15 protein-coding genes and 1 pseudogene are annotated in these 14,270 nt (G+C 67.6%); 4 read left to right on the top strand and 12 right to left on the bottom strand.

The window, feature by feature from the left end:
• Nucleotides 1-306: 306 nt before the first annotated feature.
• From NJ1_RS33160 to dapA, 3 genes are all read right to left on the bottom strand, one after another.
• Entirely contained in the window at nucleotides 307-924 is a 618-nt protein-coding gene (locus NJ1_RS33160; protein ID WP_067702690.1) for a TIGR03085 family metal-binding protein, read from the bottom strand.
• 384 nt (nucleotides 925-1,308) lie between these two features.
• Entirely contained in the window at nucleotides 1,309-3,402 is a 2,094-nt protein-coding gene (locus NJ1_RS33165; RefSeq protein ID WP_067702693.1) for a ribonuclease J, read from the bottom strand.
• Nucleotides 3,399-4,307 carry a 4-hydroxy-tetrahydrodipicolinate synthase gene (gene dapA / locus NJ1_RS33170; RefSeq protein WP_067702696.1) on the bottom strand — a complete coding sequence of 303 codons (909 nt, stop codon included), beginning with the start codon at nucleotides 4,305-4,307 and terminating at the stop codon, nucleotides 3,399-3,401. The genes NJ1_RS33165 and dapA overlap by 4 nt, the downstream gene beginning before the upstream one ends.
• A gap of 147 nt (nucleotides 4,308-4,454) precedes the next feature.
• On the opposite strand from dapA, the gene NJ1_RS33175 reads away from it, so the two are divergent.
• Nucleotides 4,455-4,910, top strand: coding sequence for a hypothetical protein (locus NJ1_RS33175; protein ID WP_067702699.1), 456 nt, complete (start codon nucleotides 4,455-4,457; stop codon nucleotides 4,908-4,910).
• A gap of 28 nt (nucleotides 4,911-4,938) precedes the next feature.
• Here the strand turns inward: NJ1_RS33175 and NJ1_RS33180 are convergent, their stop codons facing one another.
• From NJ1_RS33180 to NJ1_RS33205, 6 genes are all read right to left on the bottom strand, one after another.
• Nucleotides 4,939-5,973, bottom strand: coding sequence for a DUF8320 family protein (locus NJ1_RS33180; RefSeq protein ID WP_245717690.1), 1,035 nt, complete (start codon nucleotides 5,971-5,973; stop codon nucleotides 4,939-4,941).
• Nucleotides 5,974-5,989: 16 nt separating this feature from the next.
• On the bottom strand, nucleotides 5,990-7,243 hold the full coding sequence (locus NJ1_RS33185; protein ID WP_245717691.1) for a sensor histidine kinase: 1,254 nt from the start codon (nucleotides 7,241-7,243) through the stop codon (nucleotides 5,990-5,992).
• 44 nt (nucleotides 7,244-7,287) lie between these two features.
• Nucleotides 7,288-7,956: a response regulator transcription factor gene (locus NJ1_RS33190; RefSeq protein WP_067702709.1), complete on the bottom strand. Its 669-nt coding sequence runs from the start codon at nucleotides 7,954-7,956 to the stop codon at nucleotides 7,288-7,290.
• A 107-nt stretch (nucleotides 7,957-8,063) separates the two neighbouring features.
• Complete coding sequence (locus NJ1_RS33195; protein ID WP_067702713.1) at nucleotides 8,064-9,266, bottom strand: MFS transporter; 1,203 nt, start codon at nucleotides 9,264-9,266, stop codon at nucleotides 8,064-8,066.
• 208 nt (nucleotides 9,267-9,474) lie between these two features.
• Nucleotides 9,475-9,630 carry a hypothetical protein gene (locus tag NJ1_RS33200; RefSeq protein WP_169813238.1) on the bottom strand — a complete coding sequence of 52 codons (156 nt, stop codon included), beginning with the start codon at nucleotides 9,628-9,630 and terminating at the stop codon, nucleotides 9,475-9,477.
• Nucleotides 9,627-9,911 (bottom strand): hypothetical protein, encoded by a 285-nt coding sequence (locus NJ1_RS33205; RefSeq protein ID WP_157574460.1) that lies wholly within the window; start codon nucleotides 9,909-9,911, stop codon nucleotides 9,627-9,629. The genes NJ1_RS33200 and NJ1_RS33205 overlap by 4 nt, the downstream gene beginning before the upstream one ends.
• A gap of 133 nt (nucleotides 9,912-10,044) precedes the next feature.
• On the opposite strand from NJ1_RS33205, the gene NJ1_RS33210 reads away from it, so the two are divergent.
• The 3 genes from NJ1_RS33210 to NJ1_RS33220 are packed head-to-tail and all read left to right on the top strand — an operon-like array spanning nucleotide 10,045 to nucleotide 11,725.
• Nucleotides 10,045-10,341, top strand: a complete 297-nt coding sequence (locus NJ1_RS33210) for a hypothetical protein (protein WP_067702722.1) — start codon at nucleotides 10,045-10,047, stop codon at nucleotides 10,339-10,341.
• Nucleotides 10,341-10,892, top strand: coding sequence for a DUF6879 family protein (locus tag NJ1_RS33215; protein ID WP_067702725.1), 552 nt, complete (start codon nucleotides 10,341-10,343; stop codon nucleotides 10,890-10,892). Before NJ1_RS33210 ends, NJ1_RS33215 begins: the two co-directional genes overlap by 1 nt.
• Nucleotides 10,889-11,725, top strand: coding sequence for a helix-turn-helix domain-containing protein (locus tag NJ1_RS33220; RefSeq protein WP_067702727.1), 837 nt, complete (start codon nucleotides 10,889-10,891; stop codon nucleotides 11,723-11,725). Before NJ1_RS33215 ends, NJ1_RS33220 begins: the two co-directional genes overlap by 4 nt.
• A gap of 84 nt (nucleotides 11,726-11,809) precedes the next feature.
• On the opposite strand, the gene NJ1_RS33225 is transcribed toward NJ1_RS33220, so the two are convergent.
• The 3 genes and pseudogenes from NJ1_RS33225 to NJ1_RS33235 form a co-directional block, all read right to left on the bottom strand.
• Nucleotides 11,810-13,258 carry a hypothetical protein gene (locus tag NJ1_RS33225; RefSeq protein WP_245717692.1) on the bottom strand — a complete coding sequence of 483 codons (1,449 nt, stop codon included), beginning with the start codon at nucleotides 13,256-13,258 and terminating at the stop codon, nucleotides 11,810-11,812.
• 229 nt (nucleotides 13,259-13,487) lie between these two features.
• Nucleotides 13,488-13,889, bottom strand: coding sequence for a flavodoxin family protein (locus NJ1_RS33230; RefSeq protein ID WP_067702834.1), 402 nt, complete (start codon nucleotides 13,887-13,889; stop codon nucleotides 13,488-13,490).
• Nucleotides 13,890-13,954: 65 nt separating this feature from the next.
• Nucleotides 13,955-14,203, bottom strand: a pseudogene (locus NJ1_RS33235) (flavodoxin family protein); the annotation flags it as partial.
• Nucleotides 14,204-14,270: the final 67 nt, after the last annotated feature.

Raw genomic sequence — 14,270 nt, forward strand, 5'->3', positions numbered from 1 at the left:
GCCGCCCCCGTGCCGCGCCCGCGTGCCGCGGCCGTGCGTGGAGTGCTCGCCCGAGACCGCGCGGGAGCCTTACCCCGCGTCGATCCCGCGCGCGAACCTGGGGTCGCGGTGCCGCGGGCCTTTCCTGCCATGGCACCCAGGCTAGCCGCAACCGCACCATACGGACCATCCGCAACACACGACCCAGGCATATCAGACACTGTGGGAATGCTTACGGCGACAGGCCGCCGGGACCCTCGCATCGCACATCGCGAGGGTGATCATCGCACAGCGGATGCCAGGTCGGCCGACTGCCGCCGGCGCGGTTCAGACGCTGCGATCGAGGGCGTACACCGTCTGCACGTCCTCGGGATCCCCGGTGGCCTCGAGCCGAACCTCGTTGCGGCCGAAGGCATGCAGCAGCAGTTCCGACGGCGGGCCCGCCAGCACCACGGTGCGATCGCCGCCCTTGTGAGCGACGGCGTGTCGGCCGTCCGGCGTCGCGAGCGCGACGGTCACCGGCGATTTGCGATAGGCCATGCGCGACAGGCCCGTCAGCACCTTCCAGAGCCGGTTCTCATCCGCGGCGGAGAGCACCCGCGGCTCCCAGCCGGGCTCGGCTCGGCGTACGTCCTCGTGGTGCACGAACATCTCGGTGAGGTTCATCAGCGCATCGACCGGGCGCAGGTAGAACGGCGGACCGGTGCGCACGGTCTGGAGCAGATCCGGGAACGGCCGCTGCGCCACCTTGCGCTGCACCTTCTCCAGATACGGCTCGAACGGCTTCAGCATGATGCCGGGCGCGGCGTCCGGGCGGCGTTCGCGCACGACCAGATGGGCGGCCAAGTCGCGCACCGTCCATTCCCCGCACAGCGTCGACGCGTCCGGACCGGCCGCGACCATCGCCTGCACCAGGGCCTGGCGTTCCCTCTGAGCCATACTCATACGGGCACCCTAACCGCTTATCGGGGCCGCTGCATCGGCCCGACCGCGTAGGAAACACGCGGACGCGGCGAACCGAGCCGCATGAACTGCCGACCACACGAGCGGTAGCGGGCACTGCTTCGCGCGGGGCACACCTGCGAGAACCCCGACGGCAAATACACAGCGGTCGGCTGCCGAGTCGCAGTTCTGCGCCGGGTTCCCGACGGGTCCGGAGCGCACACAGAGCAGCGCACCAGGGCAAGCGGCCATCGAAAACGGCACCTCTACAGCCGGACCCGGGCGAACGCCGCCAACCGGAACCCCACACCCGCCTGAATCGGCGAAATCCCCCGGCAGCCTCGGCCACCGGGGGATTTCGCTCTCTACAACCGCGTCAGCGTCGGCTCAGACACCGATGACGGTGGGAACGATCATCGGGCGGCGACGGTACTTCTCCGCCACCCAGCGACCGACCGCACGGCGCACCGCCTGCGCGATGCGATGGGTGTCGCTGATGCCCTCGCTCGCCAGGCGCTGCAGTTCGCTCTCGACGACCTCCTGCGCGCCGGTGAGCGCGTCCGGATCGTCGGAGAATCCGCGACCGACGACCTCCGGTGTGGTGACGGCCTTTCCGGTGGTCGAGTCGACGCCGACCACGATGGAGATGAAGCCGCCCTCGCCCAGCACCAGTCGATCCGACAGCGTGGACTCACCGACGTCGCCGACGGACAAGCCGTCCACGTAGACCTGGCCGACCGGCACCCGGCCGGTGATCGAGGCGATGCCGTCGACCAGATCGACGACCACGCCGTTCTCGGCGAGGATGACCCGCTCCTCCGGCACGCCGGTCGCGACCGCGAGCGCGCCGTTGGCCCGCAGGTGCCGCCATTCGCCGTGCACCGGCATGGCATTGGTGGGCCGCACCGCGTTGTACAGGTACAGCAGCTCACCGGCCGAAGCATGGCCGGACACATGGACTTTCGCGTTCTGCTGGGTGATGACGGTCGCGCCGACCCGGGCCAGCCCGTTCACCACGGTGAAGACCGCGTTCTCGTTGCCGGGAATCAGCGAGGAGGCCAGCACCACGAGATCGTCGGGGCGGATGTTGATCTGCCGGTGATCACCGCGGGCCATCCGCGACAGCGCCGAGAGCGGCTCGCCCTGCGATCCCGTCGAGATCAGGATCAGCTTGTGCACCGGCAGGTTGGCGGCCTGATCGATGTCGACCACGAGGCCGTCCGGCAGATCGAGGTAGCCCAGATCCTGCGCGATCTGCATATTGCGGACCATCGAGCGCCCGACGAAGCAGATGCGGCGGTCGTATCGCTTGGCGATGTCCACCACCTGCTGGATGCGGTGCACGTGAGAAGCGAAGGAGGCCACGATGACTCGGCCCTTGGCCTTGCCGATCACATTGTCCAGCACCGGGCCGATCTCGCGCTCGGGCGTGACGAAGCCCGGCACCTCGGCATTGGTGGAGTCCACCAGGAACAGATCCACGCCCTCGTCACCGAGGCGGGAGAAACCGGCCAGGTCGGTGAGGCGGCCGTCGAGCGGCAGCTGATCGAGCTTGATGTCACCGGTGTGCAGCACCATGCCCGCGGGGGTGCGCACCGCGACCGCGAGCGCGTCCGGGATGGAGTGGTTGACCGCGAAGTACTCGCAATCGAACGGACCGTGCTGGGTGCGGTCACCCTCGATGACCTCGACCAGCTTCGGCTGCAGCCGGTGCTCCCGGCACTTGGCCGCCACCAGCGCGAGGGTGAACTTCGCACTCACGACCGGGATGTCGCGACGCAGGCGCAGCAGGAACGGCACCGCGCCGATGTGGTCCTCGTGGCCGTGGGTGAGGATGACCGCCTCGACATCGTCGATGCGATTCTCGATCGGGCCGAAGTCCGGCAGGATCAGGTCGACGCCGGGCTGCTGATCCTCGGGGAACAGCACGCCGCAGTCGATGATCAGCAACTTGCCGTCGTATTCGAAAACGGTCATGTTGCGGCCGATTTCGCTGATGCCGCCGAGCGCGAACACCCGCAGGCCGCCCTTCGGGGCCGGCGGCGGAGCGCCCAGCGCGAGCGGATCACGGCGCACCGGAGCCGAATTGTCGGAACGATCGTTGCGACCACCCTGGCGACCGCGGCCACCGCCACCGTTGCCGCCGCCACGACGCGAACGATCCTGGCGGCCACGCGAGGGCGCGTCGTCCTTGGACTTGGCGGGCTCGTCCTGCTGGGCGCTCTGCTGCGCGGCGGCCTTGGCACGCTCGGCGGAGCCGCCGCGGCCGCGGCCGGTGCGCTCCGGAGCAGCCTGTGCCGCAACGGGTTCCGGCTGTGCGGCGGGCTTGTCCGCGGGAGCTTCCCTGACGGGGGCCTCCTGGGCAGCGGGCTCCTTGGCGGGAGCCTTCTTCGGCGCGGCCTGCGCCGGAGCCGGTTCGGGAGCACCCGCGGCACGGGAGGCGGCGCGACGGCGGGGACGACGTTCGACGGGGTCGGTCATGCAAGCACCCCCGCGGCGCGAAGGTCAACGGCCAGCTCGTCGAGCTGGTCGGCGGTGGGCATGAGTTGTGGCAAGCGTGGGTCTCCGGTCTCGATACCGAGCAGGCGCAAGGCCCCCTTGGTCATGGCGACTCCGCCCAGTCGGGCCATGGCCCGGTTGAGCGGAATCATGCTGACATTGATTTCACGGGCGCGCCGCACGTCACCGGCGTGATACGCGTCGACGAGCGCGCGCAGCCGGTCCGGCACCAGGTGGCCGATGACACTGATGAATCCGACTGCCCCGATGGACAGCCACGGCAGGTTGAGCACGTCGTCGCCGGAGTAGAAGGCGAGTCCGGTCTCGGCGATCAGCTCGGCGCCGGCGTTCAGGTCGCCCTTGGCGTCCTTCACCGCGACGATGCGCGGATGCTCCGCCAGCCGCCGAATGGTGTCAGTGGCGATGGGCACCACCGAGCGCGGCGGAATGTCGTAGAGCGTCACCGGCAAATCGGTGGCATCGGCGACGGCCGTGAAGTGTGCGAGCAATCCGTCCTGGGACGGACGCGAGTAGTACGGGGTGACGACGAGCAGTCCGTGCGCGCCCGCGCGCTGCGCGTTGCGGGACAGTTCGATGCTGTGCGCGGTGTCATAGGTGCCGGCGCCCGCGATGACGGTGGCGCGGTCCCCGACGGCGTCCACGACGGCGCGCAGCAGGTCGAACTTCTCGGACTCGGTGGTGGTCGGCGATTCACCGGTGGTTCCGGAGATCGCGAGCAGATCCACTCCACCGTCGATCAGACGAGCGGCCAGCGCGACACCGGCATCGACGTCGAGCTTGCCTTCGGCGGTAAAGGGGGTCACCATCGCGACACCAACTGTGCCGGACGCGCGCAGCTCGGTTCGCGTCGATTCACCAATCGTCATAGTCGGAAAGGCTACCGCGTCGCCGAATGGGGATTTGCATCGTTATACCCGAAGCGTGGCGTACGTGACGGCGATTTGTGGACCACGCCCGTATATGACGGCAAATCTCTCCTTGAATGACATCACTTATGACGCCACACTGATGTCATGAACCTAGATAAGTACACCGCCCAACTGCGCGAGAACCTGATCGCCGCCGCCGCGCTCGGCGATGAGAAGACCCAGTCGACCGCCGCCGCCCTGGCAGCGGCCACCGAGAACTCGGCGCGCCTGGTCCTGCTGGCGGCCCTGTCCGATCTCGCCACCGAGGTGAGCGCCGAGATCGGCGACCGCACGGTGCATGTCTCGATCGACGGCACCGACGCTCTCGTCGATGTCCGCAAGAGTGCCGGCGCCGCCCCCGAGGAGGACGAGCATCCGAGCTTCGAGGACATGACCGGCGACATCAGCCGCGTCACCCTGCGCCTGGTGGAGCAGATCAAGGCCCGGGCCGAGGACGCGGCCGCGCAGAGCGGGCAGTCGCTCAACTCCTGGCTCTCGACCGCGGTGCAGGGCGCGCTGCGCGATCAGATGAAGCGAAGCGCGCGCTGGGACGCGCAGTAGCCGCCGGACAGTCAGGCGCTGGTACCTCTCAGTCGATGACACTGACCTGCCCGTCGGTGTCGATCTCGGTGCGCAGGTCGTGATCCGGGGCGTGCGCCAGCACCGTGGCCAGCACCCGCCGGCCGATGGGCAGCACGCGCACCGTCACCGATCCGGCGTTGGCCGCATCGAGCTCCCTTGTCGCCGCGTCGATCACACGCTTGCGCACCCATTCGGGCACACCCGCGAAACCACCGTCGTCCAGCAGCACCACCTCCACGCCGCGCGAGCGCGCGCCGCGGGCCGCGCCGCTGAGTTCGTCGGTGACCAGTTGGGGCGCGCGCAGGCCGTCCCGTAATTCGGCCTCGAGCAGGCGGCATTCCTCCCGTTCGGTGGCCGAGAGTTCCGCGCCCTCGGCGATGCGTTCCAGAATGGGACGCGCGACCCGGTCCAGGCGGGCGAGCTGGCGCCCGCGCTCGCTTTCGGCGGCGGCCATGGTGGCCTCGGCGGCGGCGCGCATCATGGCGTCCTCGCGCAGCAGCCGCAGCGTGCGCTGCATGGGTCGCATGACCGCGGTGAAGACCGAGATGGCCGCGACGGTGCCGACCGGCACCAGCGAGCCGATCACCGCGCGCAGTTGCAGATGGTCCTCGAGGCCGGCCAGCAGCAACACTCCGGCGACCCCGACCACACCCACCCAGGCGGTCCGGATCCGACCGCGCAGTACCAGCACGGCGAAGACATAGGAGGAGGCGAACGCCGACCACACCGACTGGTGCGTGCTGGCCGCCACCGGGTTCATCACCGTCAGCCCGGTCGCCACCGGCGGCGCGATCGCGGCGAAAAGCGCCACCGGGATCGGCAGCGGATCGACCGGCACCGCGAGCACCAGCGCTCCGGCGCTGAGCATCAGGCCCATGCCCAGCAGTGCCGCCCAGTGCGGGGCCTCACCGAAGTTGCGGGCCATGTAGAGCGCGATCGTGGCTTCGAGCATGAGCAGGAACAACCACGCCGCGTGTCCGCGCAGGCCCAGCAGATCACGCAGGCCGAAGCGCGAATCCAGTTCCGCCTCACTGCTTTTCATAGCGGGCATCCAATTGTCAACGTGAACCATCGCCACCCCAGACCAATGTGACGGTGGTCCCCTCCCCCGGCTGCGATTCCACGAAGGCCGAACCGCCGGCCAGCTGTCGCATCCGGCCCAGGATGCTCATGGAGATGCCGAGCCGGTCGGCCGAGACGGCCGCGAGATCGAATCCCGCACCGTCGTCGGCGAATACGATGCGAATACTGCCGGCGCTGACCGTCGCGGTGACCGCGCGCCGCACCTCACGAGCGGGCACCGCGGCATGGCGCAGGCTGTTGCGCACCGCCTCGGTGAGCGCGGCGGCGATGGTGCTGGCCGAATGCACGGGCATGCGCAGATCGTCGAAGCCCGGCCAGGTCCGCGTCGCGAACCGGATGCTCGGATTGATCTCCTGGACCGCGGCGCGCAGGAACAGCACCGCCGAGCGGGCATCGAGCAGATCGGGATCGCGCTCGCTGCCGCGACATTCGTCGAGTTGTTCCAGGGTGCGTTCGGCTTGGCGCTGCAGTACGTCGGAGTGCGTTCCGGCGCGCGAGGCCTCGAGCAGCGTGGAGAGCACCGCGTCGTGGATCAGCGCGGCGAAGCGCGCGCGTTCCCGGTCGCGGGACTGCGCGGCCGCGGCCGCACCGGCCCGTCGGCTGGCAATGGCCGATTCCCGGTCCACGCGCGCGGCGGCTCCGGTGGCGGCGGTGCCGCACCAGACGAACAGCGCCGACAAGCCCAGTGCGCGAAGGAAATTCTCGATGATGGTCGCCGGGTGGATCTCCGCGACCGTATAGACGATCGCCAGCGCCGCCGAGGAGGTGGCCACCATCAGATAGGCGACGGTGATCCGGGTCGGCCAGGCCAGCACCGCCGCGGTCACCGCCAGGGGCGTCACGCGGTAGGGCCACACCGTGGTGGCGTCCACCGTGTGCAGCTGCAGCGCGAGTGGGATGGTGGCCAGCGCGCCCAGGAAACACACTGCGGCACAACCGGATACGATCCGGATGGCGCGCGTCCCCGACACCGCCGAGACCACCGCGAGCACCGGGTAGCAGCCGAACGCCAGCAGCGTGGCCACCACCGTCCACCAGACCGGCGCGAGCCGGGACTGTTCGGCGATCTCGGGCAGTTCGGCGCAGCCGATCAGGACACCGGCGATACCCATCGAGATGCCCAGCCGCCGCATGATGCGGTCGTAGGCCGCGGTGTCCGGGCCCTCCGCCGCGGCCACCGACCACCCGCCGCGCAACCACTGTGAGAACTGGGTCAGGGCGGCGGGCACGGAACGCTCTCTCGGAGGTGCTGTGTCGAGGACGCGCGATGCGGTCATGCGCGCGGATCACGCTCGGGGACAGGCAACCACCCGTCCTCGACGGCCCGCTTGTAGAGGTCGGTCTTGGTCGGAGCCGGCCGCCCGGCATCGGCGTACTTCTGCCTGATGCGGCCCAGGTAGTCGTTGACGGTCTGCTCCGACAGGCCGGTCATGCGCGCCACCCGAGATGCCTTCTCCCCCGAGGCGTACAACTGCAGCACCTGCTGCTGACGCGGGCTGAGCCCGACGTTCGACAGCTGCGGGTCCCCGTCGATGGCGGCCGCCCAATCGGTGGTCACCACCTGTTCGCCCTGTGCGGCGCGGCGCACGGCCTCCACCACGGTCGAGGCGTCCTCGGACTTGCGGACCACGCCCAGCACGCCCGCGCGGGCCGCGGCGCGAACCATGAACGGGTTGTCCGCGCCGGTGAACACCAGCACCTCGATGCCGCGCTCACGCAGCGCGTGCACATTGTCCTCCGGCGAGGAACCGTCGGCGAGCCGCAGATCCAGCACCACCAGATCCAGTCGCGGTCCCGCCGCGAGCAGTTCCGCGACCGTGCCCGCCGTGATCACCAATTCCAGATCGTCCTGCGGCGCCAACATGGCGGCCAGCCCGATCGCCACCGATTCGTGGTCCTCTACCAGCCCGATCCGGCGTATCTCCGAGTCGTTCGACTCCACGGCGGCCCTCACCTCTTCTCACACTCCCAGACACAATTCCCTCAGAGTATGACGGGCGATACGGCAGGACCGTCAGCCACCAGAATTCGGGGGGGACCGCCGCCCGGCTATATCCGGGTCGGTGCGCCGGTGCGCGCGAACACCGTCAGAGCGATCGCGAATACCAGTGCGACCATGGTGAACATCGCCGTCGCGGACCAGCCGAAGGCTCCGGCCGCGGCGGCCCCGAATGCGGTGCCCGCGCTGCCGCCGATGAAGTAGACGAGCATGTACGCACCGTTGAATCGCGCGGGCGCGCTCGGATCGATGGCCAGCACCGTGCTCTGATTGGCCACCTGCGCCGCGAAAAGCCCCGCGTCGAACACCGCCAGCGCGATCACCGTCAGCACGACGTTCGAGAGCGCCACCGACAGCAGCGCGGTCGCCGCCACCGTGAGCACCAGGCCGATCAGGATCACCCGCCGCGCGCCGACCCGATCGGTCCACGCACCGGCGACGCGGGTCGCGACGATGCCGAGAATTCCCGCCGCCGCGTACCAGCCGATGTGCTCGGCCGAATACGAGTACGGCGGCTGCGACAGCGCGACCGCGATGCCGGCCCACACCGTGCAGAAGGCGAAGAACCACAGTGCGCCTCGGCTCGCGGCGAGCCGTAGCGCCGGGAAACGGCGGAACAGTCCCGGCATGGAACGCAGCGTCGCGAGATAGCCCGCGACCGTTCTGGTGGGCACGACCGGAATCAGCAGCACCGAGGCCGCCGCGATCACCGCGCACGCGACCGCGAGCACCGCCAGCATCCCGCGCCAGCCGACCGCGTCGCTGAGCCATCCGCCCACCATCCGGCCCGCCAGGATGCCCGCCGATATTCCGGCGGTCACGATCCCCAGCACGGTGGCCCGCCGCCGCGGTTCGGCCAGTCGGCCCGCGAGCGAACTGAGCGCCGCACCCACCGAGGACGCGGCTCCGATCGCCACCATGGCGAGGCCGAGCACCCAGACGGACCGTGCGGCCGCGGCTGCCAGCAGCGCCACGGCCAGCGCCGTGAACTGCGCGCACAACAGGATTCGCGGCCGCATCCGATCCACCAGCGGCACCAGCAGCGCCAGCCCGCACATGTATCCCAGCGGCCCGCCGGCCAGCGCGAACCCGATCGTGGACACCGAAACCCCGAGGGAATCGGCGACATTCGCGATCGCCGGCTGCAGCGGATAGGTGGTGGCGGTCCCGAACGCGGCCGCCAGCGCCATGAACATCACCACCGGTGTACGCAAGATCCGGTGTTCGAGCACGTGTTCGGTATCGATAGCCATATCTCGACGCTATGACCCGGAATCGATTGACACCGGCGGCTTTCCGCCACCTATGTGTGCGGGCGCCAGCCCATCAGTTGCGCACCGACGATCCCCCTGAGCTCTCAGCCGAAGAGCTCTGACTATCGGAGTGGGGTGCTTTGACATACGGGCGATCGACTTACTGAAGTCCAACTTGGGCATTTACACCTGACAACAGCGGTCTGGCTTACCAACCTCCGTAGCGCCATCCATTGTCGGCTTCGATGCGCGGCCGGATGCCGTCACCCGACCGCTCGGACGGGGTGCGCTCGGGCCAGAGGATCGCGCCGACGAACACCACCAGCGGCAGGCCGATCACCACAACCCAGCCAAGGATGATCACCGCACCGCCCGGCGCGGTCCCCGGAGGCATGGAAGGCCCTGGCGGAAGGCGATCAACAGGTGCTCATCCACCGGCGTCTCCTCCTCGGCTTCGAGAGCGGCGACCATGTCGGCGTGAAGTTCCAGGTACTCGTCCATCGGGATCGGCCAACCGTCCGCGCCGACCACCTCCCAGGTTCCATCGCGGTGTTGGAGATAGCGCGCGCCGTCCATTTCGTCCCCTGTCGTCTCGCTGGTGGCTTGCACCCGCCGCCGAGGACACAACACCCGACGGCGGGGCATAGGGGAATCCTGGGCGGGTGGTGCATGGACCCGATACGATTTTGTGCGTTTTTGCGCGCAACCTTGTGAGCCGGGGCAGATCAGCGCGACCATTGCGAGGTACGTTCGGCTCAATCGCAAAGGACGGCCCACCATGCACTCTCACCTCACACTGCGTCTGCTCGGCTCCGGCTCCAAAAGCGGCACCTGCCCGGCGGTGTACGCCGCCGAGACCGGCGAACTGGTCGTACAGGGCGACATCACCGATAGACCCGGAACCGTGCTGGTGCCTCACGTCCTGCTCGACTGGCTGGAGCCGGGCATGACGCTGCCGGTGGAGGCCACCGACGCCCCCGGCAGACTCCTGGTCAGCGGCGAACAGGTCACCGCACCCGAAGTCCTCGCACAGCTCCGTCTCGCCGACCATGAGACGGCCGTGGTGGTGCGCTGATGCTCCACGTCGTCGGCGACGAGGTATTCGAGCCGCTGTTCCGCGCGGCCCGCTGGTATGCCTTCCACCTGGAGGTGCAGGACACTTACGGCGTGGCCGACGAAGTCGAAGCGCTGCGACGCTGGGAGGCCGGGGAGACCTACGAACCGGAGGAACAGCCCGCCTCGTGGAAGGCGTGGGATGACCTGATGGTGGACACGACCGGGCGCGGCGTCGCACTCGAACGGCTTCGTGTGGTCACGGTCCCGCACTCGACCTACACCCGGTGGCTACTCAGCGAGACGGCCAATAACGTCGAGGTCGGAGAGACTGTGCGGTGGCTGCCGCGCCACCTAACAGACCCGGCAGAGGTGCCGGGCGATGACTTCTGGTTGTTCGACGACCACACGGTTGCGTTCACGACGTTCGCCGAGACGGGAGAGTTCATGGGCCTATCAATCACCACCGATCCAGGAATCGTCGGTGTGTGCGTGAAGGCACGGGCCACATTGTGGCCAAAGGGAATTGATCATGCCCGTTACGCCGACAGTGAGTACGCGCACGCGCCGTGAGAGCTGTTGACGACGCACGAGCCGCGCTCGGCGCACGCCTTCGGGAGCTGCGCCGAGCCGCCCATCTATCCGGCATCGATCTCGCTGCTCAATGCGGCTGGCACTCCAGCAAGATCAGCCGCATCGAGCGCGGGAAACAAGCGCCGTCCGAAGCCGACCTAGCCGACTGGTGCGCGGCGTGCGACAGCATGGCCGTCCTGGATGACCTGGTGGCGAGCCTCCGCAACCTGCGCGCGATGTATCTGGAGTGGCAACGCACCCTGGCCGCCGGGCACGCACACCGCCAGCGCCAGTCCATCAAGACCGAAGGCGAAACCCGCCTGATCCGCTGGTACGACCCCGACACCATGCCCGGCCTGTTGCAGACCGAGGGCTACGCCCGCGCGATCCTGCGCGTCTGCATCTCCATGATCGGCGGCCGTGACGACCTGGAGGAAGCGGTGACTATGCGGATGGCTCGTAAGAGCGTCCTGGAGCGCGCCGGGCACCGCTTCCACATCCTGATCGGCGAGGCCGCTCTGTATCCGACGGTCGGTGACAACGCGGTGATGGTGGCACAGCTCGAACACCTCCTCGGCGAGCTGGAGCGGCCCAACCTCCGGCTCGGCGTGATCCCGCTGGACACCGACTACCGCGCCCCGGCGACGAACTTCGTCATCTACGACCGCGCCCAGGTGCTCACCGAGACCGTCAGCGCCGAGCTGACCATCACCCGGCCGTCCGAAATCGCCCTGCACGAGAAGACCTTCGCCGTGCTCGCAGACCAGGCCGCCTACAACGACGCCGCCCGGGCGCTCATCGTGCGAGCGCTGGGGCGGCGTCCGGGGGCGTGATCGCACCTCTAGGCTGGTCTACATCGCTCAAGCATAGGAGAGGCATGCCGGGGCTGAGCGCACAAGCTCCCAGCCTGCCTTCGGTCAGCCGAAATCTGCCCACCCCAGCATTTCTCGGTACAGAACTTCTTCAGGCAAGGCTGCTGGCATGGGGCGGGGGTCGTCGGCCCAGCATCCAAGAACCGGGTGCTGAGCCGTAGTAATGCTGGCGACCGTCTTGTTGCGGATGATGAAGTGGGAGAACTCTTCTAGAAATCGCAGAGTTTCCCTGAACAGCGTAGTTGTGAGCGTCGCAATATCGGCCGCATACGCGCGGGCTCCAAAAGGATTGGATGACTGCGCCTTCCAAACGCCAAGCCGATCCAGTTGCTCCTGGTCTAGCGGGGTCTTGGCAGGATCAAATTCTGCGAGGCCATCTAATGTGACCGCAACTGTGGTAGATGACCCGTAGCTGCGTGACAGTCGGTGCTGCGTATCGAGCGGGAGCGCATGAATTCGATTGCGCAGCTGCCCGATTACTCGCGCATAGGCCCCCAGCGATTCGAGCTGTTGAGTGTCAGTTGGCTCGAACTTCTCGATCACTGATCGTAGCTCAACGCTAGAAGTGAGGGAGCCACGCTGCTTGTCGGGATCGAGGCTGGTATCGAACAGTGTTTGAGTCACGCGGGCGTACCGATCCATCGCGGCGCAGAGATACAGCAAGACCCGTTCGAATGCCTCTGCGGTGGTCTCCGCCGTGTCCGTACGTTGCATGTCTGATGCGCTGCCGTTGCTCAGGGCCGCGAGGAGGTTATCGACAGCTCGCGCGGCCCGACTCAGCCGAACAGCGATCGCCTCTATCGACTGGACCAGGCTCAGGTCACCACCCATCATCGACATCAGCCGGATTGCAGCGAGGTGGGGGGCAGATGCGTAGATCCCCGCGAGGTATAGGTCAGTGGCCGAGGATGCGACCGTCTTCTGGACCGACGTACCCCCATTTCGGAGACGACCCTTGGTTGATTCCAGAACATGGTTCCCTGTAACTCGAAGATAGTGACCGAACAATGGCATCATCTGACCAGGTGAGATGCTGAGAACAATGTCGTTATCGGCAACATCGTCACGTCCGGCGGTTGGTGCTGCCGTGACAATGACATCGACTCCGAGATCTGCCGCTGCGCAAGCGATCGCTGCCGCACGGTGCCGATCTGCGAGCGTAAGCCCCGAATCATCAGAGAACGCTTCGCGGGCAGCTTGATCGAGTTGTGCATACACGCTGAAGAAATGAGCTGACGCCCACATACACCGTTCTCCGTCGTCATATCCTGAAATGCCAACGGTCGATGCATCGGCGAATTTCGGGGCATCTTCGACGGTTGTAAACGTGAAGAGATACCACCGGCGACACCCCAGTACGCTCATCCACTCTGTTGGTTCTAATTCCTCGTTCTGGACCAGCAGAATTGGCTCGATCTCTTCGTCTCTGCCGACAATGCGCAGGAGTTCCGGAGTAGGTTTTCCTAACGTCTGCACGTCGATTCCGACACGCATCTTCCGCGTGTTCGGCTGGGTCGGAAACAACGGTCCAACGTTAAGTTGCTTCGCCACGGTGTTTGTGGGCGGACGGACGTATCTCATGTATCGGTAGCGCGGCACATCGTCAGACGCGGTCACAGTCACCGCTAACTGATACCACCCCGCACCGACATGGTTCCCCTGCTGTGCGCCGCCTCCAGTGGGCAAGAGACAACCTCGCGCACCACGAACGCCGCTCTGGCATCTACCCCATGAGCTGTGCCGCGACCGTCGCGCCGAGTTCCCAGCACGCTTCGAGGTCGCCCTTGGACGGCTTACCCGACACCACGACGTAGTCGGCCGCCTTCACCCACCCGAGCCCGGTCGTGATCGAGGTGACGCCTTTCTCCGCGCCCTCGGTGCCCTCGTTGCCGTGGAAGTACGCCCCGAACGGCCGCCCTCGGGTCGAATCGAGGCAGGGGTAGTAAATGACATCCAGCCCGTGTTTCAGGCCGCCGCTCATGTACCCGAGGTTTGCCGGAGTGCCGAGCACGTACCCGTCGGCCTCCAGCACGTCGGTCGGTGACAACGACAGAGCGGCGCGGCGCACAACCTCCACGCCCTCAATCTCTGGGTCGGTCGCGCCGGACACCACGGCCTCGAACATCGCCTGGCAGTGCGGCGACGGCGTGTGGTGGACGATCAGGAGCCGTTTCACGCCGCCGACCTCGCAGTACTCGTAATAGACGGGTAAGTAGACAAATTATGCTTGAGCGCCCCGCTCATGTACCCGAGGTTGGCGGGCGTCCCGAGGACGAACCCGTCGGCCGCCAGCACATCACTCGCCGTCGCCCCCAGCGCGGGCCGACGGATCACCTCGACCCCGTCGATCTCCGGATCGGTGGCCCCCGCCACCACCGCCTCGAACATCTCCTGCGTATGCGGTGACGGCGTGTGATGGACGATCAGCAACGTGGGCACGGTGCGAGCCTAATCCCGTGCCTGCGCGCCACGTCCGATGCCGGGTCGGCCACGCCGGTCCGGGCGG

This window comes from Nocardia jejuensis NBRC 103114 (assembly GCF_001613145.1).
Lineage (GTDB): Bacteria > Actinomycetota > Actinomycetes > Mycobacteriales > Mycobacteriaceae > Nocardia > Nocardia jejuensis.